We start from the raw sequence: 26,691 nt of genomic DNA on the forward strand, positions 1-26,691 counted from the left end.
CGTGAGCGATCTGTTAAGTCAGGACGAAATTGATGCCCTCTTGCACGGGGTCGATGATGTCGAAGAGGAAGAGATAGGCGCGGCGGGGGATCCCGGCGTCGCCCAGTTCGACTTCTCCTCCCAGGACCGCATCGTCCGTGGTCGCATGCCGACCCTGGAGCTGGTGAACGAGCGTTTCGCCCGCCACATGCGGATCAGCCTGTTCAACATGATGCGCCGCACCGCCGAGGTCTCCATCAACGGCGTGCAGATGCTCAAGTTTGGCGAGTACGTGCACACCCTGTTCGTGCCGACCAGCCTGAACATGGTGCGCTTCCGTCCGCTCAAGGGGACGGCGCTCATCACCATGGAGGCGCGGCTGGTCTTCATCCTGGTGGAGAACTTCTTCGGTGGCGACGGTCGCTACCACGCCAAGATCGAGGGGCGCGAGTTCACTCCCACCGAGCGGCGCATCATCCAGATGCTGCTCAAGCTGGTATTCGAGGATTACAAGGACGCCTGGGCGCCGGTGATGGACGTGGGCTTCGAGTACCTCGACTCCGAGGTGAACCCGGCCATGGCCAACATCGTCAGCCCCACCGAGGTGATCGTGGTCAGCTCGTTCCATATCGAGCTGGATGGCGGTGGCGGTGACTTCCACGTGGCCATGCCGTACTCGATGCTGGAGCCCATCCGCGAGCTGCTGGACGCCGGCGTGCAGAGCGACAAGGGTGACACCGACGTGCGCTGGAGCAAGGCGCTGCGCGACGAGATCATGGACGTCAAGGTGGAGCTGCGGGCCAAGTTGCTGGAGACCGAGCTCACCCTGCGCGAGCTGATGGAGCTGCAACCCGGCGACATCATCCCGGTGGAGATGCCGGAGAACCTGCTGGTGTTCGTGGAGGACTTGCCCACGTTCCATGCCAAGATGGGGCGGACCAAGGACAATGTGGCGCTCAAGATCACTGACAAACTCAAGCGCCCGGAAGGGGTCAAGACCGAGATGCATCTGGTGACCCGGGGCGGTGTACGCATCGATGGCGAGGCCGAGCTGGAAGAGCTCGAGCGCAGCATCGAAGATCAACAACGATAAACGGCGATCTGCGCTGGCAGGCCGTCAAGAAAGCAGCATAAGGAATTCAAGATGAGCGGAACTGATGAAGAGGATCTGATGGCGGACGCCTGGGCAGCCGCGCTGGAAGAGCAGGTGACTGCCGAAGCCAAGCCCGCTCCCCTCGAAGAGCTCAAGGATGATGCCCCCATCAGTGCCGAGGAGCGGCGCAAGCTGGACACCATTCTGGATATTCCGGTGACCATCGCCATGGAAGTGGGCCGCAGCCAGATCAGCATCCGCAACCTGCTGCAGCTCAACCAGGGCTCGGTGGTGGAGCTGGATCGGGTGGCGGGCGAGCCGCTTGACGTACTGGTCAACGGTACCCTGATCGCCCACGGCGAGGTGGTGGTGGTGAACGACAAGTTCGGTATTCGGCTGACTGACGTCATCAGCCAGATCGAAAGGATCAAGAAACTCAAATGATCCGCGCGTTCCCGTTACTGCTGTTGTCCCTCCCCGCACTGGCCGAACCCGGTGCGGGTGCCAATCCGCCCAGCCTCACCTCCTGGCTGCTCTCCAGCCTGATGGTCATCGGCCTTATCCTGGTGCTCGGTTTCCTGCTCAAGAAGAGCAAGATTGCCACCGCCATGGGGGGGGGCCAGATGCGGGTCATCGCCAGCCTGCCGGTGGGCTACAAGGAGAAGCTGCTGGTGGTCAAGGTGGGCGAGCAGCAGCTGTTGCTCGGGGTGACGCCGCAGCAGGTCAACTTTCTCTATCGCCTGGAAGAGCCGCTGGACGAGAGTCAGCCCCAGGCGTTCTCCCAGCAGCTTGGCAAATTGATGGGCAAGCATGAAAAAAGCTAACGGCTCACGGCCGCACGGTGGGCTGCTGGTCGGCCTGTTATCCCTCCTGATCCTCTGCTCGCCGCTGGCGCTGGCCCAGGACGGCATGTCGGCAGTCACCATCAAGACCATGGCGGACGGCAGCCAGGAATACAGCCTGACCCTGCAGGTGCTGGCGCTGATGACGGCGCTCTCCTTCCTGCCGGCCATGGTCATCATGATGACCTCCTTTACCCGCATCATCATAGTGCTCGGCATTCTGCGCCAGGCCATCGGCCTGCAGCAGAGCCCCTCCAACCAGGTGTTGATCGGCATCGCCCTGTTCATGTCGTTCTTCATCATGTCGCCGGTGCTGGATCGCATCAACAACGAGGCGCTGCAACCCTATCTGGCCGAGACCATCCAGGCCAAGGAGGCGCTGGAGAAGGCCGAACTGCCCATCCACCAGTTCATGCTGGCCCAGACCCGGATCAAGGATCTCAATACCTTCATGGAGATAGCGAACGTGCAGGTGGACAAGCCCGCCGACGTGCCGCTGCGAGTGCTGATCCCGGCGTTTGTCACCAGCGAGCTCAAGACCGCGTTCCAGATAGGTTTCATGCTGTTTCTGCCGTTCCTGGTGATAGACCTGGTGGTGGCCAGTATCCTGATGGCGATGGGGATGATGATGTTGTCGCCGATGCTGGTCTCCCTGCCATTCAAGCTGATGTTGTTCGTCATGGTGGATGGCTGGAACCTGATCCTGGGATCCCTGGCCAACAGCTTCGGGCTGGGCGCCGGTGGTTAAGGGCGAGCAACGCAAGGAGCGAACGGCATGAGTCCTGAAACCTTTATCGACGTGTTTCGCGAGGCGCTCTGGCTGGTCACCATCATGGTGTGTGCCGTGATCCTGCCGAGCCTCTGCGTCGGCTTGCTGGTGGCCATCTTTCAGGCGGCCACCTCCATCAACGAACAGACCCTGAGCTTTCTGCCCCGCCTCATCGTCACCCTGTTTGCACTGGGGGCGGGGGCGCACTGGGGCTTGCAGAGTCTGATGGACTTCTTCCTGCTGATGGTGAGTCAAATTCCGGAGGTGGTGGGATGAGGGGCCAGCTCGAGCAGAGCGCCCTTCTGCGCCCGTTGCCGGCTTCGATGGCCCGCAAGGTGCCGGGATGACCTACACAACCGCTCTCATCATGGAGTGGTTGTCTTCCATCGTCTGGCCGTTGGCGCGGGTGAGCGGGCTGCTGATGGTGATGGCGGTGTTTGGCAGCCGGCTGACACCGGCTCGTGTGCGCATCAGCCTGGCGCTGGCGCTGACCCTGATGATTGCCCCTTTGCTTCCCCCCATGCCCAAGATCGAGCTGTTCTCGGTCGGCAGTTTTCTGGTGCTGGGCCAGCAGTTGCTCATCGGGGTCGCGCTCGGCCTCATGACCCAGTTCCTGATGGAGAGCTTCGTGATGGCCGGCCAGATCATCGCCATGCAGACCAGCCTGGGTTTCGCCACCCTGGTGGATCCCATGAACGGCCAGTCGGCGCCGGTGGTGGGCCAGTTCTACCTGATGCTGGCGACCCTGGTGTTTCTGGCGGTGGATGGTCACCTCATCATGCTGCGCATGGTGGTGCTGAGCTTTGATACCCTGCCGGTGTCGGACAGCGGCCTCAGCCTGCCTTCCATTCGCGATCTGATCGGTTTTCTCGGGGTCATGTATCAGGCCTCGCTGGTGATGGCGCTCTCCGCCATCGTCGCCCTGCTGCTCATCAACTTTGCCTTCGGCGTCATGACCCGTGCCGCTCCCCAGCTCAACATCTTCAGCATCGGCTTTGCGGTCAGCATGATGTCGGGCCTGCTGATCCTCTGGTTGACCATAGGTGGTTTCCTCGGCCATTTCGACAGCATGTGGGAGCGGGTGCAGGAGACCAGCTGCACCCTCATCGGCACCCAGTGCCTGGGGGGCCAGTAAGATGCCGGCGGCAGGCTGGGGGCTCCATTGCGCGGGGCAGACCGTCTGGGGCTGCTCTGTTGGCTTCGTGCGACTCAACAACGGCGCTCAGGCGGCTTTGATGCCTGATTGCCTCAACCTGTGCGGGGGTCAGCATGGCTGATACCGATCAGGAACGTACCGAACAACCCACGGGCAAACGACTGCAACAAGCCCGTGATAAAGGGCAGATTGCACGCTCCAAGGAGCTGGGTACCGCCAGCGTCCTGCTGGCGGCCGTGTTTGGCCTGCTGATGGTCAAGGAGAGCCTGGCTGGCGCCATGGTCAAGGTGCTCACCATGGGCTTCACCCTGGATCGGGAACAGGCGTTCGATCCCAATGCCATGATGACCATGTTGCCGGCCCTGCTGCGGGAACTGCTGCACCCACTCGGTCTGCTGTTCATGCTGGTGGCCATCGCCGCCTTCGTCGGCAACATCCTGATGGGGGGCATGAACTTCTCCTCCGAGGCCATGCTGCCCAAATGGAGCAAGCTGAGCCCGCTCAACGGCATCAAGCGGATGTTCGGGGTGCAATCCCTGGTCGAGCTGGTCAAGTCCATCGCCAAGGTGGTGTTCATCTCCCTGTTCGCCTGGTGGATGCTCTCCAGCCAGTTCAATCACCTGCTCAATCTCTCCCTCGAGGGCTACCCGGGCGGCATCATAGACGCGCTGGATCTGCTGCTGTGGATGCTGATCATCCTCTGCTGCGCCCTCATTCCCATCGTGGCCATCGACGTGCCGTTCCAGCAGTGGAACCACATGCGCCAGCTCAAGATGACCAAGCAGGAGGTCAAGGACGAGTTCAAGGACAGCGAAGGCAAACCCGAGGTGAAGGGGCGGATCCGCCGCTTGCAGATGGAGATGGCGATGCGCCGCATGATGGGGGATGTGCCCAAGGCGGACGTGGTGATCACCAACCCGACCCACTACTCGGTGGCGCTCAAGTACGATACGGCCAAGCCGGGCAGCGCGCCCAAGGTAGTGGCCAAGGGCACCGATGAAATCGCGATGAAGATCAGAGAGATAGCCAGGGAGTACGAGATCCCGGTGATGCCGTCCCCGGCGTTGACCCGCGCCATCTACCACGCCACCGAGATTGGTCACGAGATCCCGGAAGGGCTGTTTGCCGCCGTGGCCCAGGTGCTGGCCTATGTCTATCAGCTCAAGAAGTTCCGTCGTGGCCGTGGTCGCCGTCCCAATCCGCTGGCCAAGGATCTGCCCATTCCAACCGAATTCCGCAAATGACAAACTTCTGACACAGTAAAAATAAAATCATTGTATTTCAAGGTCTTGTATTGTTGGCTTGATGTTTGCTTTAATCTGGCATCAGCGGTTTGAGATTGAGAAAAACGATGAAACTCCAGGCATCATTGGGCCGAATCAAAGAGTACAAGTGGCTGTTGACCAAGGGCCTGGGGACGCCGCTGCTGGTGCTGGCCTCTCTTGGCATGGTGGTGCTGCCCATTCCGCCGCTGATGCTGGATATCCTGTTTTCCTTCAACATCGCGCTCTCCATCGTGGTGCTGCTGGTAGCCGTCTACACCCGCCGCCCGCTCGAATTTGCCGCCTTCCCGACCGTGCTGCTGATAGCGACCCTGCTGCGGCTGGCGCTCAACGTCGCCTCCACCCGGGTGGTACTGCTGGAAGGCCACAACGGCAGTGCGGCGGCCGGCCACGTGATCGAAGCCTTCGGCAACGTGGTGATCGGCGGCAACTACACGGTCGGTATCATCGTCTTCATGATCCTGATGATCATCAACTTCGTGGTGGTCACCAAGGGTGCGGGCCGGATATCAGAAGTTAGCGCCCGCTTTACTTTGGATGCCATGCCCGGCAAACAGATGGCCATCGATGCGGATTTGAACGCCGGCCTTATCAATCAGGAAGAGGCCAAGAAGCGCCGCCAGGACGTGACCCAGGAAGCCGACTTCTACGGCTCCATGGATGGTGCCTCGAAATTCGTGAAAGGGGATGCGGTGGCGGGGATCATGATCCTGTTCATCAACATCCTGGGCGGCTTCATCATCGGGATGGTGCAGCACCAGCTAACCTTCGGCGAAGCGGCCCAGATTTATACCCTGCTCGCCATCGGTGACGGTTTGGTGGCCCAGATCCCGTCGCTGCTGCTCTCCATCGCCGCCGCCATCATAGTGACCCGCCAGAACACGGATCAGGACATGGGCACCGCGGTGCTGGGCCAGTTGTTCGACAACCCCAAAGCCCTGATCATTTCGGCCGGTATCCTGCTGATGATGGGCAGCGTGCCCGGCATGCCCCATCTGGCGTTCCTCAGTCTGGGGGCCATCGCCGCTGCCGGTGCCTGGTGGCTGCTGCGCCGCGAGAAACAGCTGGCGGCCAAGGCAGCCAAGGGCGAGCTGATGCCGGCGAGCACGGAGCAGACCCACGAGCAGAAAGACTTGAGCTGGGACGACGTGATGCCGGTGGACATCATCGGGCTGGAGGTGGGTTATCAACTCATCCCGCTGGTGGATCGCAACCAGGGCGGCGAGCTGCTCAACCGGATCAAGGGGGTGCGCAAGAAGCTCTCCCAGGAGCTGGGTTTTCTGGTGCCTGCGGTGCATATCCGCGACAACCTGGATCTCGCCCCGAACCAATATCGCATCACCTTGATGGGAGTCAGTACCGGCGAGGCCAATGTTTACCATGATAAGGAAATGGCCATCAATCCGGGCCAGGTGTTCGGCCAGATCCAGGGGGTTGCGACCCGGGATCCCGCTTTCGGACTGGAGGCGGTGTGGGTTGCCAAGGAGCAGGTCTCCCAGGCGCAGACCCTTGGCTACACAGTGGTGGATACCGCGACCGTGGTGGCCACTCACCTGAGTCAGATCCTCTCCAACCATGCCGCCCTGTTGCTGGGTCATGACGAAGTACAACAGTTGCTCGACATGATTGGGAAGCACCAGAACAAGCTGGTGGAAGGACTGGTTCCTGAGGTTATCACCATGGGTAACCTGGTGAAGGTATTGCAGAATTTGCTCAATGAAGGCGTGCCAATCCGCGATATGCGCACTATCCTGCAGACCCTGGTGGAATATGCCCCGCGCAGCCAGGATCCGGAGGTGCTGACGGCGGCCTGCCGTATCGCCCTGCGCCGGCTGATCGTGCAGGAGATTGCCGGCCCGGATCCCGAACTGCCGGTGATCACCTTGGCACCGGAATTGGAACGTATATTGCATCAATCCCTGCAGGCAGGGGGTGGTGATGGCGCCGGCATCGAGCCGGGTCTGGCGGAGCGGATGCAACGCTCGCTGGTGGAAGCCACTCAACGACAAGAACTGGAAGGCCAACCGGCCGTGCTTCTGACATCAGGGATACTGCGCAATACCCTAGCGAAATTTGTCAAGAATGCCATTCCTGGATTGCGCGTTCTGTCTTATCAGGAAGTGCCTGATGACAAGCAAATCCGCATCGTCAGTGCGGTAGGACAGAACTAGTTAGCGGAGATGACGGGTGAAGATTAAGCGGTTTTTTGCCAAGGACATGCGAACGGCTCTGGCCGAGGTCAAGGAGACTCTCGGGCCCGATGCCGTCATCATGTCCAACAAGAAGGTCACCGGTGGGGTGGAGATAGTCGCCGCTGTCGATTATCAATCCCAGGTTCCGGGACCCAAAGATGCGCCGGTTCGCCGTCAGTTGAACGATGAGAGCGTCAATATCTCGTCTGCCGGACGGCAGATGACCCGCCCTGCACCGAGTCCGGCCCAGGAGCAGAACGAACATTATGCCGACACCCTGGCCGCTTTGCTGGCCCGCCAGCAGAAGCTGAACCCGGCCCAGAACGGTCAGGCGGGCCAGAGCGGCGCCCCGTCGGCTGCTGCCAGCGGCGCGCCCCGTACTCTGGCCGAGCAGGGGCAGTGGGGGGCAGCTCCCGAGCCCGCCAAACCGAAGGCGAGAGCCGCCGCACCCGGCCGTGCTCCCCAATCCCCCCAGCGGGATCAGGAGATGGAGGGGATGCGCAAGGAGATGGCCAGCATCCGCAAGCTGCTGGAGCACCAGATCTCCGGCCTGATGTGGCAGGAGGTGGAGCGTCGCGAGCCGATGCGTGCCCTGCTCATCAAGGAGCTCAAGAAGATAGGGTTTGACGATGCCTTTGCCGATCAGCTGGCCGGCCTTATCCCCGAGGATATGTCCATCCATCAAGCCATGGCCCAGTTGGCCGAGGTGTTGACGGCCCAGCTCAAGATCAGCGAAGACGAAATTCTGCGGCAGGGTGGGGCGGTTGCCCTGCTCGGGCCGACCGGGGTGGGCAAGACCACCACCATTGCCAAGCTGGCGGCGCGGTTTGCCATGAAGTATGGCGCCGAGCAGGTGGCGCTCATCACCACCGACAACTACCGGATCGGTGCCCATGAGCAGTTGCAGACCTATGGTCGCATCATGGGCTGCCCGGTGCGGCAGGTGCGGGATGCCGAGGAGTTGGCCAATGCGCTCTATCAGTTCCGTCACCGCCGGCTGGTGCTCATCGATACCGCCGGGGTGGGGCAGCGGGATATCCGGCTGACCGAGCAGCTCGATACCCTGGTCAAGAATGCCAAGGTACGCATCCGCAGCTACCTGGTGATGTCGGCCACTTCCCAGCGTCGGGTGATGCAGGAAGCGGTGGACCATTTCCGGCGTATTCCATTGAGCGGCTGCATACTTACCAAATTGGATGAGAGTCTGAATCTGGGCGAAGTGATTAACGTGTGTATCCAGAATGCATTGCCCATCAGCTATATCACTGATGGACAAAGGGTTCCGGAAGATATTCAGGTCGCCAATGCGGCACAGCTCGTCGGAGCTGCCATGGGCTCGCTGGAGCGGGAAACAGAAGAACCCTATTTCTGGGGCACAGGCTTTGGCGAGGCCGAAGATTCGGAGTTTTATGAGTAACATGTATATGGATCAGGCGAGTGGTCTGCGCAAAATGCGTCAAAACAATCGAGTAAAAGTGATCGCCGTGTCTGGTGGCAAGGGGGGCGTCGGCAAGACCAACGTGACCCTGAACGTGGCGGGAGCCATGGCCGCCCAAGGCAAACGGGTGATGGTACTGGACGCCGACCTTGGCCTGGCCAACGTGGACGTCATGCTGGGGCTGCGGGTACATCGCAACCTGTCCCATGTGCTGGCCGGCGAATGCACCATCGACGACATCATCGTCGAGGGGCCTTACGGCATGATGATAGTGCCGGCCACCTCGGGTACCCAGTCCATGGTCGAGCTCTCGCCGGTGCAACACGCCGAGCTTATCCGCGCTTTCAGCGAGATGAAGACCCAGGTCGACATCCTGCTGGTGGATACGGCGGCTGGAATCTCCGACATGGTGCTGAGCTTCACCCGTGCGGCCCAGGACATCATGGTGGTGGTGTGCGATGAACCGACCTCCATCACGGATGCCTACGCCCTCATCAAGATCCTTTCCAAGGAGCACGGCGTCTTCCGCTTCAAGGTGGTGGCCAACATGGTCCGATCCTTACGTGAAGGGCAGGAACTCTATGCCAAGCTGACCCGGGTCACTGACCGTTTCCTGGATACCTCGCTGGAGCTGGTTGCCTGCGTCCCCTATGACACCAATCTGCGAGCCGCCGTGCGCAAGCAGAAGCTGATTGTCGAAGCCTTCCCCAAGTCCCCGGCTGCGCTGGCGTTCAGAGCGCTGGCCAACAAGGCGGCAAGCTGGCCCATTCCTAACCAACCCGGCGGTCATCTCGAATTTTTCCTGGAAAATTTGCTGCAAAAGCCGGTCATAGCACAGGAAGGTTCCCGTGAATAAAGCCCAAGCGTACTTGCGTCATCAGGATTCCTATGTGCTGGTCGAGCGTCATGCTCCGCTGGTGAAACGGATCGCCCAGCATTTGTTGGCTCGCCTGCCAAGCAGTGTCTTGCTGGATGACCTGATCCAGGCAGGTATGATTGGATTGCTCGAAGCCTCCCGCAATTTTGACGGCAGCAAGGGGGCGAGCTTTGAAACCTACGCCGGGATCCGCATCCGCGGTTCCATGCTCGACGAGATCCGACGGGGTGACTGGGTGCCGCGTTCGGTGCACCGCAACAGCCGCACCATCGCCGAAGCCATCGAAAATGTTGAACAAGCCCATGGCCGTGATGCCCGTGATAGCGAGGTAGCCGCCCAGATGGGAGTCAGCCTTGGTGAGTATCACGCCATGCTGCAGGATGTCTCCTGCGGCAAGATCATCGGCATCGAAGATCTTGGCGTCAGCGAGGATGTCATCGGTCATCCCGATGACGAGCCGGGCAGCAACGGGTTTGATGAACTGGCCGCCGAGCGTTTTCAAGGGGCGTTGGCCGAACACATCGGTCGCCTGCCGGAGCGGGAAGCGCTGGTGCTCTCCCTTTACTACGATGAAGAACTGAACTTGCGTGAAATAGGCGAGGTATTGAACGTCAGCGAGTCTCGCGTGAGCCAGATACACAGTCAGGCGATGCACAGATTACGCGCGCGTTTAAGAGATTGGCATGTATAAGTGTTTGTACTGGCTACACTGAAACAAAACTCTAAGGCATAATCCGCAAAACAAAACCTGCGATCTGCATCATGTAAGTGAGCCGCTCTGGCGGCTATTTAGGAGGGAATTTTGGACAAGAACATGAAAATCCTCATTGTTGACGATTTTTCAACGATGCGCCGGATTATCAAGAACTTGCTGCGTGACTTGGGATTCAACAACACCCACGAAGCAGACGATGGCAACACGGCCTTGCCAATGTTGAAAAATGGTGATTTTCAATTTGTCGTGACCGACTGGAACATGCCGGGCATGCAAGGCATCGACCTGCTCAAGGCTATTCGCGTCGATGACAAGCTCAAACACCTGCCGGTGCTGATGGTGACTGCCGAAGCGAAACGCGAGCAGATCATTGAAGCTGCCCAGGCCGGCGTCAATGGCTATATCGTCAAGCCTTTCACTGCTGCAACGCTCAAAGAGAAACTCGACAAAATCTTTGAACGAATCGGCTAAGGAGCAGCAGGGATGAAGGCCAAAACGAGTGCAATGATTTCGCTCGATCAGGCAAGGATGCTTGTTGCCCATCTTGAGCAAGGTGAATTTGAACAGGCCGACACTCTCATCGCCGATGCGTGTGCTCCCAATGCGGCGGCCCTGTTTGACAAAGTGGGTCAGTTGACCCGACAACTGCATGATTCCCTACAAGATTTTCGGCTAGATCCCCGGATCCCCGATCTGGCCACTCACGAAATCCCCGATGCGCGGGAGCGACTCAGTTATGTCATCGACATGACGGACAAAGCTGCTAATCGCACCATGGATGCCGTGGAAGCCAGTCTACCGATTGCCGATCGGCTCAATGACAATATTCAGCTTGTTCTGCCCAACTGGAATGCCCTGATGAGCAGAGAGATGAGTGTTGGTCAGTTCAAGTCTTTGTGTCACCAACTGGATGATTTCATTAAGGCTTCTGAATCTGATGCCGATAAATTACGGCAACTGCTGACAGAAATCCTGATGGCGCAAGATTTTCAGGATTTGACCGGCCAGATGATCCGCAAAGTCATCAAGTTGGTTCAGGAAGTTGAAACTAAATTAATAGAAATGCTGACTATGTTTGGTGAGGCATCTGCTGAGCACTCTTCTCGCAGCCTTCCTGTAAGCGGGATTGAAGCTGAAGGCCCCATCATGAACCCTGAGACTCGTTCCGATGTGGTCAATGGTCAGGATGATGTGGACGATCTGCTGTCTAGCCTGGGATTTTAATGGAGTGACGCATGGCCTTCGAAGTTGATGAAGACATACTGCAAGACTTTTTGGTCGAAGCATCCGAAATATTGGAACAGTTGTCTGAACAACTGGTCGACTTGGAAAAGCGACCCGATGACAAGAATCTGTTGAATGCCATATTTCGCGGCTTCCATACCGTCAAAGGCGGTGCCGGTTTTCTCTCGCTGACCGAGTTGGTGGATGTTTGTCACGGTGCCGAGAACGTGTTCGATATCTTGCGCAATGGCAAGCGGACCGTTACCGCCGAGTTGATGGATGTCATTTTGCAGGCGCTGGATGCCATCAATGTGATGTTTGCCCAGGTGCAGAATCGCGAACCGCCAAGCCCGGCTTCCGCTGAAATCCTGCACGACCTGCATGAGCTCTGCAAGCCTGAAGGGGAAGAGCAGCTGTTGACCGCTTCTGCGGGTGGCAATGTGGCGTCCGAGGAGATGGCTCCTGCCGTTGAAGAGGTGGTCGAGGTGGCCGCAGTCATCCCGGAACCTGTCGCCGATCCCGTCCCCGCTTCTTCCGTCGTCAGCGGTGGGGGATCCATCGACGAGATCTCCGCCGATGAGTTCGAACGCCTGCTCGATGAATTGCATGGGGTGGGAGGCGCACCAACTGCAGCCGCCAGCCCTGTGGTGGCAAGCTCAGGAGATATTACCGACGATGAGTTCGAGGCCCTGCTTGATCAATTGCATGGTCAGGGTCAACATGGCGGAGCACCTGAAAGCAATCCATTGAAATCAGTGCAAAAAGAAGTTGACGAACTGATCGATGACGATGAATTCGAGCGTCTGCTGGATGAACTGCACGGTCGTGGCCAAGGGCCGCAAACCAGTATTACGCCGCCGCCAGCCGCGCCTGTGCAGGCCGCGGTAGCCCCCGCTGCCGCCACGCCAGCTTCGGTAGCCCCCGCTGCCGCCACGCCAGCTTCGGCAGCCAAGCCTGCCCCAGCCCCCGTTGCCGCCAAACCGGCTGCGGCCCCGGCAAAACCGGCACCAGCCCCTGCGCCAGCCAAGCAACCGGCCCCCGCTCCTGCAGACAACGCAGTGCAAAGCGATACCACCGTTCGGGTGGATACCAAGACGCTGGACGTCATCATGAACATGGTGGGTGAGCTGGTATTGGTGCGCAACCGTCTGGTCAGCCTTGGTATTGCCAGCAACGATGAAGACATGTCAAAAGCGGTTGCCAACCTGGATGTAGTGACGGCAGATCTGCAGGGTGCGGTGATGAAAACCCGCATGCAGCCCATCAAGAAAGTGTTTGGTCGCTTCCCGCGCGTTGTTCGTGATTTGGCTCGTACCCTCAAGAAAGAAATTGAGCTGGTCATGGTCGGGGAAGAGACGGATCTGGACAAGAACCTGGTTGAAGCGCTGGCTGACCCGCTGGTTCACCTGGTGCGCAACTCTTGTGACCATGGGGTTGAAATGCCAGATGTCCGTGAGAAAGCAGGCAAACCACGGCAGGGCACCATTACCCTGAGCGCTTCCCAGCAGGGCGATCATATCTTGCTGTGCATCGAAGATGATGGTGCTGGTATGGATCCCGAAAAGCTCAAGTCCATCGCCATCAGCCGTGGTGTGCTGGATGCCGACACGGCGGCTCGGATGAGTGACAACGATGCCTACAACCTGATCTTCGCCCCCGGTTTTTCTACCAAGTCCGAGATCTCGGATATCTCCGGCCGTGGTGTCGGGATGGACGTGGTGAAGACCAGTATCGTCAGCCTGAATGGCTCGGTGCATATCGATTCGACCTGGGGCAAGGGCACCCGTCTTGAAATCAAGGTGCCGCTGACCCTTGCCATTCTGCCGACCCTGATGGTGGAAGTGGGTGAGCAGACCTTCGCGCTACCGCTGGGCTGCGTGAACGAAATTTTCCACCTGGATCTCAAGAAGGCCAACATGGTGGATGGACAGCTCACCATCATAGTGCGCGAAAAAGCCATCCCGCTCTTCTATCTGTACAACTGGCTGGTCAGGGGCAAGCACAAGAAGTCACGGCAGGATACGGGTCATGTGGTCATCGTGCAGATTGGCACGCAGCAGATCGGTTTTGTCGTGGATAACCTGATTGGCCAGGAAGAAGTGGTGATCAAGCCGCTGGACAGCCTGTTGCAAGGTACCCCAGGCATGGCGGGAGCCACCATCACCAGCGATGGCGGTATTGCACTCATTCTGGATGTGCCGAGTCTGCTCAAGGCGTATGCCCGTAGACATTGATAGCCCAGGCCCAAGGAGTTAGAAAAATAACAATGGCAGTCAAGGTATTAGTGGTCGACGATTCGAGCTTCTTCCGTCGTCGGGTCAGCGAGATCATCACTCAGGATCCCATGCTGACGGTGATCGATACGGCTCAAAATGGACGTGAGGCCGTGGACAAGGCGATCCAGCTGCGCCCGGATGTGATCACCATGGACATCGAGATGCCCGTGATGGATGGCATCAGTGCCGTACGCGAGATCATGGCCAAGTGTCCGACTCCGATCCTGATGTTCTCCTCTTTGACTCATGAGGGGGCCAAGGCGACGCTGGATGCGCTGGATGCCGGGGCGCTCGATTTCCTGCCCAAGAAATTTGAAGATATCGCCCGTGACAAGGATGAAGCCGTTCGCCTGTTGCAGCAGCGAGTCAAGGAGATTTCTCGCAAGCGTTTCCTGATGGCGGCACCTGCTCGTCCCAAAGCGCCTGAGCCCGCCGCCCGTTCCCCGCTGGGCAGCCCAATCGCCCGGCCAGCAGAGCGTCAGGCCGAGCCGCCGCGAGCCATGCCTGCAGCTGCCTTCAAACGCAGTGGCAAGAGTTATCAGCTGGTGGCCATCGGTACCTCGACGGGTGGCCCGGTTGCGCTGCAGAACGTGTTGACCAAATTACCCGGTGATTTCCCTCATCCCATCTTGTTGATCCAGCATATGCCGGCAACCTTTACCGCCGCGTTTGCCGCTCGACTCAATGGTCTGTGCCAGATCGGAGTCAAGGAAGCGGAAGATGGCGATGTGCTCAAACCTGGCCATGCTTACCTGGCTCCGGGCGGCAAGCAGATGCTGCTGGAAGGGCGTGGTGCTGGTGCCCGTATCCGGATTGTCGATGGCAATGACAAGGTGAATTACAAGCCGTGCGTCGACATCACCTTTGCCTCTGCCGCCAAAACCTATGCCGACAAGGTGCTCGCCATCGTGTTGACCGGGATGGGGGCGGATGGTCGGGATGGTGCGCGTCTGCTCAAGGAGCAGGGCTCTACCATCTGGGCACAAGATGAAGCCTCCTGCGTGGTATATGGCATGCCGCAAGCGGTTGCCAAAGCCGGCATCGCCACGGAATCACTGCCGCTGGATCGGGTTGCACAACGAATCCTGGTTGAGCTGGGCCGCTAACGATGGGCATGTTTGGCCTGATCCTGGCACTGGGAGCCATCGCCATTGCCCAGTTATGGCATGGCGGCAACCTGCTCACCCTGCTTGACGGGCCTGCCTTCGTCATCGTTGTAGGAGGAACCTGGGGGGCTGTCATTTTGCAGACGCCACGCAAGTTTCTACTGGAAGCGATAAGACAGACCCGTTGGATGCTGTTACCTCCCGCCTGGGATCTGGTCGCACAAGCTGAACGACTGCAAGCCTGGGCCGTGTTTGCACGTCAGCAAGGGCTGCTGGCGCTGGAGAACCAGGCTGATCAGGAGAGCGACGAATTTACCCGGCAGGGGCTCACCATGATAGTGGACGGGGTGTCGATAGATGATATTCGCATGTTGCTGGAAGCGGATATCGACATCGAGCAGGAGCGAAACGAACACTCCGCCAGAGTCTTTGAAGCCATGGGAGGCTATAGTCCGACCATAGGTATCATTGGCGCAGTGATTGGACTTATCCAGGCCATGTTTCATCTGGAAGAACCCGCCTCGCTGGGTGCTGGTATCGCCGTTGCGTTTGTCGCCACTATTTACGGGGTTGGCTTTGCCAACCTGCTATACCTGCCGATTGCCAACCGGTTGCGGGCTTTTCACTATCATTACGCCCTGTTTCAGGAGATGACGCTGGAAGGCTTGATGGCAATCGCCCACGGCGAAAATGGTCCTCAGGTTGAACGGCGGTTGAAGGCTTATCTGAAGGGAGAATAGCCATGCGCAAGCGCTACCGTTTGCATCTGCAAGGCCGGGAACATCTCGACCGCTGGCTGGTTTCCTACGCCGATTATATGACGCTGATCTTCGCCCTGTTCGTGGTGCTCTATTCGGTGGCGCTGGTCAACAAGGACAAGTATCGCGCGGTCATCGATGGTATGACCCAGGCATTCAACGTCATGCAGCCACGCAGCGACGGTTTGCTGGAAGGGCAGGGAAAGTCGTTGTTGAACAACGAGGTGTCTGCCGCCTCCTCGGTTCTGGAGAGCGCCACAGCCCGCTCACCCTCTTTGGCTCCCATCTCAGGTGTTCCCATCGCGCAAGATGGTATGACTCTTGCAAAGATCGATACGCAATTGCAGGAGAGCATGGGTTCTCTGGTCGATGCCGGGGTAGTCAAGTTGACGCTCAATGACAACTGGTTGACGGTCGAGTTGAGCTCAGGTCTGTTGTTCGGCAGTGGCAGCGCCTTCATGAGTACCAATGCCGATCCCGTGCTAAATACTCTTTCAAGTATTCTGAAGCAGGTCGATAACTATGTAAGAGTGCGCGGTTATACCGATAACCAGCAGATAAATAATGAAATTTTTCGTTCTAACTGGACGTTGTCTGCGGCAAGGGCGGAAGCCGTACTCACCGCACTCATCGCCAAAGGGATAGCGCCGCAGCGGTTGGCCTATGAAGCTTACGGGGAGTTTTCTCCCTTCACGGACAACAGTACCGAGCAGGGGCGTTTACAGAATCGCAAGGTGGTGGTCGCTATTTCCAAGTTTGCCTGGGTGCCACCCGTACCGGTATCAACTCCCTCGGTGCAGCCTGTAACGGAGACACCAGTGCCGGCAGTGCAACAGGCGGTTGAGGCAGGAGAGGTCAAGGTGATCACGCTGCCAGGTGGTGGCATACGCATAACAACGAGGCAGGATTGATACAGTGATTGTTTGGACGGTTGCCAACCAAAAGGGTGGGGTCGGTAAAACCACCACAGTGGTCTCGCTGGCCGGTATTCTGGCCCAGCGCGGTCAGCGGGTGCTGTTGATTGACACCGACCCTCATGCCTCCCTGACCTCTTATCTCGATTTTGATTCCGACCGGCTGGATGGCACTCTTTATGAGCTGTTTCAGGCGGTCAAACCAACGGCAGAACTCGTCAATAAACTGACGCTGCGCACCAAGTTTGACAACATTCATCTGCTGCCCGCATCAATCACCCTGGCGACCCTGGATCGGGTGATGGGCAATCGGGAAGGGATGGGGCTGGTGCTCAAGCGAGCACTGCTGCGTATTCAGGATCAGTACGATTATGTGTTGATCGACTGCCCGCCTGTCTTGGGGGTCATGATGGTCAATGCGCTGGCGGCGTGTGACCGGATCCTGGTGCCGGTGCAGACCGAGTTTCTGGCGCTTAAAGGGCTGGAGCGGATGATGAAGACGTTTGAAATCATGCAGCGCTCCAAACGGGAGAAGTTCCGTTATACCGTCATTCCCACCATGTTTGACAAGCGAACCCGTGCCTCATTGATGACACTGCAGTCCATCAAGGAGCAGCACGGCAATGCGGTATGGAATGCCGTCATACCCATAGATACCAAATTCCGGGATGCCAGTTTGCTTCACATTCCCCCCTCCATCTATTCGCCGAGCAGCCGTGGCACCTATGCCTATGAGACCCTGCTCAACTATCTTGATGCGCAAGAGCGTCAGCGTGCTCATGAGGTGACATCATGAGAGATACCACCCAAGTTCGGGCCATGGATGATTACTTCCACTCCCTGTTGCTGGATGATGCGCTGTTGCTGGATTCGTCCGACGAGCCTGACTCTGCCCCCGTCATCCAGTTGCAGCGTCAGCCCCAGCCGGTTGCCGATAAGGTGGCGCAACCCTATCTGGAAGCGGATCAACGGCTGGAGCAGTTGAGTGAATTGCTGGCTCAGGTCGGTCAGGTGCAGTTTGAAATCGACGCGCTGAGCCATGAAGAGGTCGTCAGCGAGCCGCTCCAGATTGAGGCAGAAGATGCCCTGCTGCCCGTCGAGCCAGTCTGGCCCGAAGTGATGCCCGAGCCTGTAGCTGCGGATCCTGCCACGCTGGTGGTGACGGAGACCGATGTTGCGCTGGCGCCACAGGAGGAGGTTGCACCCTCCACCTGGGAGAATATCGATACCGGCAAGGAGTTTCAGGCGCTGTTCTTTGAGGTCGCCGGTGTCACCTTTGCGGTGCCGTTGACCGAGCTTGGCGGCATTCATCAACTGGGAGAAGTGAACACCCTGTTTGGTCAGCCAGGCTGGTACAAGGGGATCATGACTTCCCGCGAACAGAAGATGAACGTGGTGGACACGGCGCAGTGGGTCATGCCCGGCCAGCATCTGGAAGTGCCTGATTACAAGTATTTGATCATGCTGGGTGAATCTCCTTGGGGACTTGCCTGCCATCATCTGAAGGGAACGGAGTTATTGCATCGTGACCAGGTCAAATGGCGCCATCAGGAGGGCAAACGCCCCTGGCTGGCGGGCATGGTCAAGGAGAAGATGTGTGCCCTGCTGCATGTGAAGGAATTGCTCCTGTTGCTGGAGCGCGGGGTCAACATAGAAGGTCGCTGATAACTTCTGCACTCGGGCTGTTTTATTGCTAGTTTTACCAGTAGACGTTTTCATAAAAGGAATAAAAACATGACAGAAAAGCGCAATATTGCACAGAATCTGGCTGAAGATGAAGTGCTGCAATGGGTCACCTTCCAGCTGGAAAATGAAACCTACGGCATCAACGTGATGCAGGTGCAGGAGGTGCTGCGCTACACCGAGATCGCCCCTGTGCCCGGTGCACCCGAGTATGTACTGGGCATCATCAACCTGCGCGGCAACGTGGTGACCGTAATCGATACCCGTTCCCGTTTCGGCCTGCCCTCCGGCGATGTGAGTGAGAACTCGCGTATCGTCATCATCGAGGCGGAGAAGCAGGTGATCGGCATCATGGTCGACAGCGTGGCCGAGGTGGTTTATCTGCGCTCCTCCGAGATCGACGCGGCCCCGGCGGTGGGTACCGAAGAGAGTGCCAAGTTCATTCAGGGTGTCAGCAACCGCGATGGTCAACTGTTGATCCTGGTCGATCTGAACAAGCTGCTCTCCGATGAAGAGTGGGAAGATATCGGTTCCCTCTGATAGGAAGATAATGTGTTGATGATTGAAATTGCCGCCTTGGGGTTGTCCTTGCTGGCGTTGGTGCTGGCCCTGTATGGGGTAATTGGCAGCCGACGTGGCCAGCGAGAGTCCGAGGCCAGGGTGGAGACGCTGCAAGGGCAGCTCGAGAGCCTGCGCAAGCAGATGATGGAGCTGCATACCGGGGCCATCGGCATGGGCCAGCGTCTGCAGTCCGTCGAAGGGGCCATGCAGCAGATCAACGATCGCCAGCAGGAGCTGACCCTGCAGGATCCGGAACGTCGCCTGTACAGCCGCGCCGCCAAGATGGTGGAACTCGGTGCCGACCTCGATGAGGTCATGAATGAATGTGAATTGCCTAAGGCCGAGGCTGAATTGTTGATTTCATTGCGAAAAGGCCGCTCATGAATGTTCGGGAAGGCATCCGCCTTCCTGATTTTCCTCCCCTCTCTTCAAGGCGGGATCTCCCCCACAAATCCTGCTGATAATTGGCATCTTTGAAAAGACGCTTCCCGATACTGTGTTAATATGCAGGCCGCTTCTTTTCACTGATTACATCCTCATGCTGCTTCAAATTCACAATCTGAGCTGCGTGCGTGAAGATCGCACTCTGTTTGAACATCTCTCCTTTGCGGTGGCTCCCGGTGATCTGGTGCAAATTGAAGGCCCCAACGGGGTAGGGAAGACCAGCCTGCTGCGCTTGCTGACCGGCTTGTCTCAACCCTTTGCCGGTGAAGTGTGCTGGAATGGTGAAAATATCCGCAGTTGCCGCGATGAATATCACGCCAATCTGCTCTATCTCGGTCACCAGCCTGGCGTCAAGGCTGCCCTGACACCGCTCGAAAACCTCGCCTTTTACCAGAAACTGCACCATGCGGCCGATACCAGCGTGGATCTGTGGCGGGTACTGGCCCAGGTCGGTCTGGCCGGGTTTGAAGAAAACCCCACCGGTCAGCTCTCCGCCGGCCAGCAGCGCCGTGTCGCGTTGGCTCGCCTGTGGCTCAGTGACAAGCCGGCGCTCTGGATCCTGGATGAGCCGTTCACCGCCATCGACAAGCAGGGGGTGAAGGTGCTGGAGCGGCTGTTCCTGACCCACGCCGAACGAGGGGGCATGGTGATCCTCACCACCCATCAGGACATGACCCTGATGCAGGGACGGTTGAAGACCCTCTCTCTCACGCCCTTGCTGCAGGAGTAGTTCTGATGTTGCGCGCCGTAATGCACCTGATCCACCGCGAGTTGTTGATGGCCCTGCGCCAGCGCTCCGACATCCTCAACCCGCTCTGGTTTTTCCTCATCGTCATCACCCTGTTTCCGTTAGGGATCGGCCCTGAGCCCAAGCTGCTGGCCCGCATTGCTCCCGGTATCATCTGGGTGGCCGCCCTGCTGGCGGCCATGCTGTCGCTGGAGCGGCTGTTTCGCGACGACTTCGGCGACGGTGCGCTGGAGCAGATGATGCTGATGCCCCATCCGCTGGGCTTGCTGGCGCTGGCCAAAGTGATCGCTCACTGGTTGCTGACCGGCCTGCCACTGCTGCTCATCTCCCCGCTGCTCGCCATTTTGCTGTCGCTGGACATGAACACCTATCTGGCGGTGGTCGCCACCCTGGCGCTGGGGACACCCGTGCTGAGCCTGCTCGGGGCGGTCGGCGTCGCCCTGACGGTCGGCTTGCGCAAGGGGGGGGTACTGCTCAGCCTGCTGATCCTGCCGCTCTATATTCCGGTACTGATTTTTGCCACCTCTGCCATCGATGCAGCGGGGATGGGGCTGCCCTATTCGGGGCAGCTGGCGATTCTGGGGGCCATGCTGGCCGGTGCGTTGACCCTGACCCCGCTGGCGGTCTCGGCGGCGCTGCGAGTCAGCGTGAATTGACGAAAGCGTCTGAAAAAGTGGCCATGGAAGGGCCGTTATAAAAAATATAATTGAGATAGATCAAGAGGATGGCTGCTTATTGCTTTCGGGGGATGTGATGTTTTCCGGCAGTGGGTATGGTAGGCCTCGCCACGATATTAATAACAGAAAGGTTTTGTGAGCTATGTGGAAATGGTTGCACCCTTACGCTAAACCCGAGCGCGCGTACCAGCTGGCAGGGACCCTGCTGCCCTGGTTTGCCGTGACAAGCCTGCTGGCATTCATCATCGGCACCCTCTGGGGGCTGGCCTTTGCACCTGCGGATTATCAGCAGGGCGACTCCTTCCGGATCATCTACATCCATGTTCCGGCCGCGATCCTCTCCATGGGGGCCTACTCCACCATGGCGGTAGCCGCCTTCATCGGTCTGGTGTGGCAGTTGCGGATGGCGGACATGACGGTGGCCGCGGTCGCGCCGGTCGGCGCCGTGTTCACCTTCATCGCACTGTTTACCGGCGCCGCCTGGGGCAAACCCATGTGGGGCACCTGGTGGGTGTGGGATGCGCGACTCACCTCCGAGCTGATCCTGCTGTTCCTCTACCTCGGCGTCATCGCCCTCTACAACGCCTTCAGCGACAAGGTGCTGGCCGGTCGCGCTGCTGGCATCCTGGCGCTGGTGGGGGTGATCAACCTGCCGATCATCCACTACTCGGTGGAGTGGTGGAACACCCTGCACCAGGGCGCCAGCATCACCAAGTTTGACAAGCCCTCCATCTCCCCCGAGATGCTGTGGCCGCTGCTCATCATGATCCTGGCCTTTGCCGCCTTCCTCGGGGCCCTCTCCCTGATGCGTTTTCGAAACGAGCTCTTGATGCGGGAGTGGCACCGCCCCTGGGTCAAAGAGATAGCCGAGCAGGAGAAGTAAGCATGCACTTTGCCTCATTCAGTGACTTTCTGGCGATGGGCGGTTACGCCTTCTACGTCTGGCTCTCTTTCGGTCTGACCCTGCTCTGCCTGGTCGGCATCGTCATTTCCACCCGTATGAAAACCCGTGCCCTGCTCGGTGAACTGCGCAACAAGCAGGCGCGCGAGGCCCGCCGCAAGGCGGCCCAGCAGATGGAGAACACCCTATGAACCCGAGACGCAAGAAACGCCTCACCATCATCCTGGCGATCAGTGCCGGGCTTGCCGCGGTGATCGGCCTGGTGCTCTATGCCCTCAGCCAGAACATTGATCTCTTCTATACCCCGAGCGAGCTGGTGGAGGGCAAGGGCCCGGACAAGATCAAGCCGGAAGAGGGACAGCGCCTGCGCATCGGCGGTCTGGTGGTCCCGGGTTCGGTACAGCGGGATCCCCAGAGCCTCAAGGTGGCCTTCAAGCTGGTGGACAACGGCGGGCATCTGGTGACCGTCGAGTTTGACGGTATCCTGCCGGATCTGTTCCGCGAAGGGCAGGGCATCGTCGCCCAGGGTACCCTCAAGGATGCCACCACGGTCGCCGCCTTCGAGGTGCTGGCCAAGCACGATGAGAACTACATGCCGCCAGAAGTGGCCGATGCCACCAACGGCATGCACTTCAAGCCGGAATATACCGAGGCGCAGCTGAAGGGGAGCAAGCAATGATCCCGGCAGCATTCGCACCGTTTTCACCTTTTCAAGCCGGTTTACAGGTTCGTGCTGCGGCTCATTTGAAAGGAGTTCAGCCATGATCCCTGAATTGGGACAGTTTTCACTGATCCTGGCCTTCGCCACCGCCCTGCTGCTAGGCAGCTATCCGCTGCTCGGGGCCAAATGGGGGCGCCTTGGCATGATGTCGGCGGCCCGTCCGCTGGCCTATGCCCAGTTCCTGCTGCTGTTGCTGTCGTTCCTGTGCCTGACCTGGGCCTTTATCGACAACGATTTTACCGTGCAGTACGTGGCCACCAACTCTAACAGCCTGCTGCCGCTGGCCTATCGCATCTCCGCGGTGTGGGGCGCCCACGAGGGTTCCCTGCTGCTGTGGGTGCTGACCCTGGGGGGCTGGACTGCGGCCGTCGCCATGTTCAGCCGTCGCCTGCCGCTCGACGCGGTGGCGCGGGTGCTCGGCGTACTCGGCCTCATCTCGGTCGGTTTTACCGCCTTCGTGCTGTTTACCTCCGACCCCTTCATCCGCACCTTGCCCTACTTTCCGGTGGATGGGCGCGACCTCAACCCGCTGTTGCAGGACCCGGGTCTCATCTTCCACCCGCCGATGCTCTACATGGGCTATGTGGGCTTCTCGGTGGCCTTTGCCTTCGCCATCGCGTCCTTGATGACTGGCCGGCTCGATGCCACCTGGGCGCGCTGGTCGCGTCCCTGGACCATGGCGGCCTGGGTCTTCCTCACCCTGGGTATCGTGCTGGGCTCCTGGTGGGCCTATTACGAGCTCGGCTGGGGCGGCTGGTGGTTCTGGGATCCGGTAGAAAACGCCTCCTTCATGCCCTGGCTGGCGGGTACCGCCCTGCTGCACTCGCTGGCGGTGAGTGAAAAACGCGCCACCTTCAAGGCCTGGACCGTGCTGCTGGCGCTCTCCGCCTTCTCTCTGAGCCTGCTGGGTACCTTCCTGGTGCGCTCCGGCGTGCTGGTGTCGGTGCATGCGTTTGCCTCCGACCCGACCCGCGGCCTGTTCATTCTGGGCTTCCTGTTGGCGGTAATCGGTTCATCCTTGCTGCTGTTTGCCTTCAAGGGCTCCCAGGTGAGAAGCCACGGCAAGCACGAGTTGTGGAGCCGCGAGACCCTGCTGCTGTGCAACAACATCATGCTGGTGGCGGGTCTGCTGACCGTGCTGCTTGGCACCCTGCTGCCGCTGGTACACAAGGAGCTGGGGCTGGGTAGCATCTCCATCGGTACTCCCTTCTTCAACCACATCTACAGCTGGCTGATCATTCCGTTCGCCCTGTTGCTGGGGGTCGGTCCGCTGTTTCGCTGGCGTCGCCAGGAGCTGGGCGAGCTCAAGGGCAAGGTGGTGCTGGCGCTGGTATTGAGCCTGGCAGCCGCCATTTTGCTGCCGCTGCTGCTGGCCGAGGAGTTCAAGCCCTGGGCTGCGCTCGGTATCGGGCTTGGTGCCTGGATCATAGTGACCAGCGTGCAGGAGACCTGGGTGCGTGCCACCCACAAGCACAGCTTCGCCGTCGGCGTGCGCCGGCTTGGCAACAGCCACTGGGCGATGATCCTGGGTCACGTGGGCCTTGCGGTGAGTATCATCGGCATCGCCTGTACCCAGAACTACAGCATCGAGAAGGATCTGCGGATGCAGGCCGGCGATCGGGTCCAGTTTGCCGACTACGAGTTTGTCTTCACCGGTATCAAGGAGAAGAACGGCCCCAACTACGACGGCTTCAAGGGCGTGCTGGAAGTGCACAAGGACGGCAAGCAGGTCGCCCTGCTCAAGCCGGAGAAACGCATGTACAAGGTGACCCGGATGCCGATGACCGAGGCGGCCATCGATGCCGGCTTCACCCGGGATCTCTACGCGGCGCTCGGCGAGCAGCTCGACAGCGGCGCCTGGGCGGTGCGGATCTACTACAAACCCTTCGTGCGCTGGATCTGGTTCGGCGGCGTCTTCATGGCCATCGGCGGCGTGCTGGCGATGCTGGACAAGCGCTACCGTTTCGGTCGTCGTGACGAGGAGGCCAAGGCATGAGCAAGAAGACCTGGTTGTTTCTGATCCCCTTCATCGTGTTTTTGCTGGGGGCCGTGTTTCTGTTCAAGGGGCTCTACTCCGATCCCACCAAGCTCGAGTCCGTGATGGTGGGCAAGGAAGTGCCCGTGTTCACCCTGCAGGACATCTACGACCTCAATAAGCAGCATGACAGGAGCATCCTCAAGGGGCGCCCCATGCTGCTCAACGTCTGGGCCACCTGGTGCCCGACCTGCTATGGGGAGCACACCTACCTCAAGCAGCTGGCGGGGCAGGGGATCTACATCGTCGGCATGAACTACAAGGATGAGCGGGCCAAGGCCATCAACTGGCTGGCGGAGCTCGGCAATCCCTACCAGATCAATCTTTATGATCCCGACGGCATGTTGGGGCTGGATCTGGGGGTCTACGGCGCGCCGGAGACCTTCTTCATCGACAGTCAGGGCATCATTCGCTATCGCCACGTGGGGGACGTCAACCCCGAGGTGTGGGCCAGCACCCTCAAACCCATCTATGACGCCATGAAGTGAGGGAGAGCCTGATGAGAATGTTTATTGCGTCCCTGCTGCTGCTGGCAGGACTGGGCGGGGCGGGCCAGGCGCTGGCCGCCATCGATGTCTACACCTTCGACAGCGACGCCCAGGAGCAGACCTTTCGCGAGCTGACCAAGGAGCTGCGCTGTCCCAAGTGCCAGAACCAGGATATCGCCGACTCCAACGCGGGCCTGGCCAAGGACTTGCGGGACAAGACCTACCAGATGGTGCGCGAGGGCAAGGACAAGCAGGAAGTGGTGGATTACATGGTCGCCCGCTACGGCAACTTCATCCTGTACAACCCGCCGCTGATGGCGTCGACCCTGATCCTCTGGCTCGGGCCCCTGCTGGTGATCGTCATCGGTGTCGTCATGGTGGTGGTGCGCAGTCGCCGTCGTCCCGCGGCTGCCACGCCGGCGGATAGCGCCCTGAGCGCGGAGGAGCAGCGTCGTCTGGCTGCCCTGCTCAAAGAGGAAGAGAAACAATGACCGCATTTTGGATAGTGATCGCGGCCCTGCTGGTGCTGGTGAGTCTGGCACTGGTGCTGCCGTTGTGGCGGGGTGAGGGCAAGCAGAGCATCAGCCGCTCGGCCCTCAACAAACAGCTCTATCGCCAGCGTCTGCTGGAGATCGGGGAAGAGCGCGAGCAAGGGGTGCTGGCGGAAGAACAGGACTCCCTGATCGAGCTGCAACGCAGCCTGCTGGACGACATCCCCGACGTGGAGCAGACCGCCCGCGGCGGCAAGAGCATGATCTGGATCCCGGGTGTGCTGGTGCTGCTGGTGGTGAGCCTGGGGCTCTACTACAAGCTCGGCTCCTGGCAGGAGGTCAGCCGCTGGCAAGATGCCAACAGCCGGCTCGGTGAGCTCAGCAACCGCATCCTGGTGGAGCGCAATGCCGAGGTGACCGAGCAGGATCTGCTGGACTTCACTCTGGCCCTGCGTACCCGCCTGAAGGACGAGCCGAACGATTATCGCGGCTGGCTGCTGCTGGGTCGGCTGTCACTGGATGGCAATGATCCCGAGATGGCCCGCGAGGCGCTGGAGCGGGCCTACGGACTGGCCCCGCAGAAGGCGATGGTGGCGGTGCCCTACGCCCAGGCGCTGATGATGACAGGGGATGACGCGCAGGCCGATCAGCTGCTGCGGGTGGCCATTGCCCAGGATCCGGCCAATATCGAGGCGCGCTCCGTCTACGCCTTCATGGCGCTGCAAAAAGAGGACTTCAAGACCGCTCTGCAACGCTGGCGCGAGATGCTGCCGCTGATGGAGAAGGGCTCGACCCGTTACACCATGGTGGAGCGCTCCATCGACTATGCCGAGCAGCAGTTGAAGAAGCGCGGCATGGCCAGTGCGGCCGTGCCGGCTGAGGCGAGCGGGCAGAACGCGGCCTCTGACCAGGTGCTGGAGGTGAAGGCTGGCGAGTTCCCGCTCAAGGTGACGCTGGCCGATGGCATTGCACTGCCGGAAGATGCCCATCTGTTCGTGTTTGCGGTGATCCCCAACGGACCGCCCATGCCCATCGCGGTCAAGCGTATCCCGGGGCCGCACTTCCCGCTGACCCTGTCGCTGGGTGACGGTGACGCCATGATGGAAGGCAACAAGCTGGCTGCCTACCCCGAGCTGCAGTTCAAGGCGCGCCTCTCCCGTGGCGGCAACGTCATGAACAAGGAAGGGGCGTTTGAAGGCGTCTCCGTTCCGGTTGCTACCGGTTCGATTCCTTCAGCGCCGATTGACATCCGCATCGATCACGCCCTCTAATACGCCTTTGGCCCGGCCCCTCGATGGGGCCGGGCTGCCTATAATTCAG

The 26,691-nt window shown here is 59.5% G+C and carries 30 protein-coding genes; all 30 read left to right on the forward strand.

Annotation, left to right across the window (positions count from 1 at the left end):
- Position 1: 1 nt before the first annotated feature.
- On the forward strand, positions 2–1,072 hold the full coding sequence (gene fliM / locus ACPW75_RS03980; RefSeq protein WP_011705279.1) for a flagellar motor switch protein FliM: 1,071 nt from the start codon (positions 2–4) through the stop codon (positions 1,070–1,072).
- Between the two features lie 51 nt (positions 1,073–1,123).
- Positions 1,124–1,516, forward strand: a complete 393-nt coding sequence (fliN, locus tag ACPW75_RS03985; RefSeq protein WP_011705280.1) for a flagellar motor switch protein FliN — start codon at positions 1,124–1,126, stop codon at positions 1,514–1,516.
- Entirely contained in the window at positions 1,513–1,896 is a 384-nt protein-coding gene (gene fliO / locus ACPW75_RS03990) for a flagellar biosynthetic protein FliO (protein WP_017778741.1), read from the forward strand. Before fliN ends, fliO begins: the two co-directional genes overlap by 4 nt.
- Positions 1,883–2,662: a flagellar type III secretion system pore protein FliP gene (fliP, locus tag ACPW75_RS03995; protein WP_016350054.1), complete on the forward strand. Its 780-nt coding sequence runs from the start codon at positions 1,883–1,885 to the stop codon at positions 2,660–2,662. Before fliO ends, fliP begins: the two co-directional genes overlap by 14 nt.
- A gap of 27 nt (positions 2,663–2,689) precedes the next feature.
- Positions 2,690–2,959, forward strand: a complete 270-nt coding sequence (gene fliQ, locus ACPW75_RS04000; RefSeq protein WP_011705282.1) for a flagellar biosynthesis protein FliQ — start codon at positions 2,690–2,692, stop codon at positions 2,957–2,959.
- A gap of 67 nt (positions 2,960–3,026) precedes the next feature.
- A complete protein-coding gene (gene fliR / locus ACPW75_RS04005) occupies positions 3,027–3,818 on the forward strand; it encodes a flagellar biosynthetic protein FliR (protein WP_011705283.1) in 792 nt (263 codons plus the stop codon).
- Between the two features lie 134 nt (positions 3,819–3,952).
- The gene (gene flhB, locus ACPW75_RS04010; RefSeq protein ID WP_077096033.1) at positions 3,953–5,083 is read left to right on the forward strand and encodes a flagellar biosynthesis protein FlhB; all 1,131 of its coding nucleotides are present in this window, start codon (positions 3,953–3,955) and stop codon (positions 5,081–5,083) included.
- A gap of 107 nt (positions 5,084–5,190) precedes the next feature.
- Complete coding sequence (gene flhA / locus ACPW75_RS04015; protein ID WP_029301481.1) at positions 5,191–7,293, forward strand: flagellar biosynthesis protein FlhA; 2,103 nt, start codon at positions 5,191–5,193, stop codon at positions 7,291–7,293.
- A 16-nt stretch (positions 7,294–7,309) separates the two neighbouring features.
- On the forward strand, positions 7,310–8,731 hold the full coding sequence (gene flhF / locus ACPW75_RS04020; protein WP_029303572.1) for a flagellar biosynthesis protein FlhF: 1,422 nt from the start codon (positions 7,310–7,312) through the stop codon (positions 8,729–8,731).
- Position 8,732: 1 nt separating this feature from the next.
- The gene (locus tag ACPW75_RS04025) at positions 8,733–9,608 is read left to right on the forward strand and encodes a MinD/ParA family protein (RefSeq protein ID WP_010634619.1); all 876 of its coding nucleotides are present in this window, start codon (positions 8,733–8,735) and stop codon (positions 9,606–9,608) included.
- Positions 9,601–10,320 carry an RNA polymerase sigma factor FliA gene (locus ACPW75_RS04030; RefSeq protein ID WP_017409955.1) on the forward strand — a complete coding sequence of 240 codons (720 nt, stop codon included), beginning with the start codon at positions 9,601–9,603 and terminating at the stop codon, positions 10,318–10,320. Before ACPW75_RS04025 ends, ACPW75_RS04030 begins: the two co-directional genes overlap by 8 nt.
- 123 nt (positions 10,321–10,443) lie before the next feature.
- A complete protein-coding gene (gene cheY, locus ACPW75_RS04035) occupies positions 10,444–10,815 on the forward strand; it encodes a chemotaxis response regulator CheY (protein WP_005298814.1) in 372 nt (123 codons plus the stop codon).
- 12 nt (positions 10,816–10,827) lie between these two features.
- Positions 10,828–11,568 carry a protein phosphatase CheZ gene (locus ACPW75_RS04040; protein WP_011705289.1) on the forward strand — a complete coding sequence of 247 codons (741 nt, stop codon included), beginning with the start codon at positions 10,828–10,830 and terminating at the stop codon, positions 11,566–11,568.
- 11 nt (positions 11,569–11,579) lie between these two features.
- Complete coding sequence (locus ACPW75_RS04045) at positions 11,580–13,802, forward strand: chemotaxis protein CheA (RefSeq protein WP_077096032.1); 2,223 nt, start codon at positions 11,580–11,582, stop codon at positions 13,800–13,802.
- Positions 13,803–13,834: 32 nt separating this feature from the next.
- Positions 13,835–14,950, forward strand: coding sequence for a protein-glutamate methylesterase/protein-glutamine glutaminase (locus ACPW75_RS04050; protein ID WP_016350060.1), 1,116 nt, complete (start codon positions 13,835–13,837; stop codon positions 14,948–14,950).
- A gap of 2 nt (positions 14,951–14,952) precedes the next feature.
- A complete protein-coding gene (locus ACPW75_RS04055; protein ID WP_024943899.1) occupies positions 14,953–15,690 on the forward strand; it encodes a flagellar motor protein in 738 nt (245 codons plus the stop codon).
- Positions 15,691–15,692: 2 nt separating this feature from the next.
- Positions 15,693–16,619, forward strand: coding sequence for an OmpA family protein (locus tag ACPW75_RS04060; RefSeq protein ID WP_077096031.1), 927 nt, complete (start codon positions 15,693–15,695; stop codon positions 16,617–16,619).
- A 4-nt stretch (positions 16,620–16,623) separates the two neighbouring features.
- Positions 16,624–17,418, forward strand: a complete 795-nt coding sequence (locus ACPW75_RS04065) for a ParA family protein (protein ID WP_011705294.1) — start codon at positions 16,624–16,626, stop codon at positions 17,416–17,418.
- A complete protein-coding gene (locus ACPW75_RS04070; RefSeq protein ID WP_077096030.1) occupies positions 17,415–18,287 on the forward strand; it encodes a chemotaxis protein CheW in 873 nt (290 codons plus the stop codon). Before ACPW75_RS04065 ends, ACPW75_RS04070 begins: the two co-directional genes overlap by 4 nt.
- Before the next feature lie 69 nt (positions 18,288–18,356).
- Entirely contained in the window at positions 18,357–18,845 is a 489-nt protein-coding gene (locus ACPW75_RS04075) for a chemotaxis protein CheW (RefSeq protein WP_005298836.1), read from the forward strand.
- An 18-nt stretch (positions 18,846–18,863) separates the two neighbouring features.
- A complete protein-coding gene (locus tag ACPW75_RS04080; protein ID WP_011705296.1) occupies positions 18,864–19,250 on the forward strand; it encodes a DUF2802 domain-containing protein in 387 nt (128 codons plus the stop codon).
- A 154-nt stretch (positions 19,251–19,404) separates the two neighbouring features.
- On the forward strand, positions 19,405–20,040 hold the full coding sequence (gene ccmA / locus ACPW75_RS04085; RefSeq protein WP_077096029.1) for a cytochrome c biogenesis heme-transporting ATPase CcmA: 636 nt from the start codon (positions 19,405–19,407) through the stop codon (positions 20,038–20,040).
- A gap of 5 nt (positions 20,041–20,045) precedes the next feature.
- Positions 20,046–20,714 carry a heme exporter protein CcmB gene (gene ccmB, locus ACPW75_RS04090; protein ID WP_011705298.1) on the forward strand — a complete coding sequence of 223 codons (669 nt, stop codon included), beginning with the start codon at positions 20,046–20,048 and terminating at the stop codon, positions 20,712–20,714.
- Positions 20,715–20,877: 163 nt separating this feature from the next.
- Entirely contained in the window at positions 20,878–21,618 is a 741-nt protein-coding gene (locus ACPW75_RS04095) for a heme ABC transporter permease (RefSeq protein WP_011705299.1), read from the forward strand.
- Between the two features lie 2 nt (positions 21,619–21,620).
- The gene (gene ccmD, locus ACPW75_RS04100; RefSeq protein WP_011705300.1) at positions 21,621–21,827 is read left to right on the forward strand and encodes a heme exporter protein CcmD; all 207 of its coding nucleotides are present in this window, start codon (positions 21,621–21,623) and stop codon (positions 21,825–21,827) included.
- Complete coding sequence (ccmE, locus tag ACPW75_RS04105; RefSeq protein ID WP_011705301.1) at positions 21,824–22,315, forward strand: cytochrome c maturation protein CcmE; 492 nt, start codon at positions 21,824–21,826, stop codon at positions 22,313–22,315. The genes ccmD and ccmE overlap by 4 nt, the downstream gene beginning before the upstream one ends.
- An 82-nt stretch (positions 22,316–22,397) precedes the next feature.
- Positions 22,398–24,353, forward strand: coding sequence for a heme lyase CcmF/NrfE family subunit (locus ACPW75_RS04110; RefSeq protein WP_011705302.1), 1,956 nt, complete (start codon positions 22,398–22,400; stop codon positions 24,351–24,353).
- A complete protein-coding gene (locus ACPW75_RS04115) occupies positions 24,350–24,880 on the forward strand; it encodes a DsbE family thiol:disulfide interchange protein (protein ID WP_005298853.1) in 531 nt (176 codons plus the stop codon). Before ACPW75_RS04110 ends, ACPW75_RS04115 begins: the two co-directional genes overlap by 4 nt.
- An 11-nt stretch (positions 24,881–24,891) precedes the next feature.
- Positions 24,892–25,371: a cytochrome c-type biogenesis protein gene (locus ACPW75_RS04120; protein WP_011705303.1), complete on the forward strand. Its 480-nt coding sequence runs from the start codon at positions 24,892–24,894 to the stop codon at positions 25,369–25,371.
- Positions 25,368–26,642: a c-type cytochrome biogenesis protein CcmI gene (gene ccmI / locus ACPW75_RS04125; protein WP_077096027.1), complete on the forward strand. Its 1,275-nt coding sequence runs from the start codon at positions 25,368–25,370 to the stop codon at positions 26,640–26,642. Before ACPW75_RS04120 ends, ccmI begins: the two co-directional genes overlap by 4 nt.
- Positions 26,643–26,691 lie beyond the last annotated feature (49 nt).

The sequence above is a fragment of the Aeromonas sp. FL131 genome, assembly GCF_049860615.1.
Taxonomy (GTDB): Bacteria; Pseudomonadota; Gammaproteobacteria; order Enterobacterales; family Aeromonadaceae; genus Aeromonas; species Aeromonas hydrophila.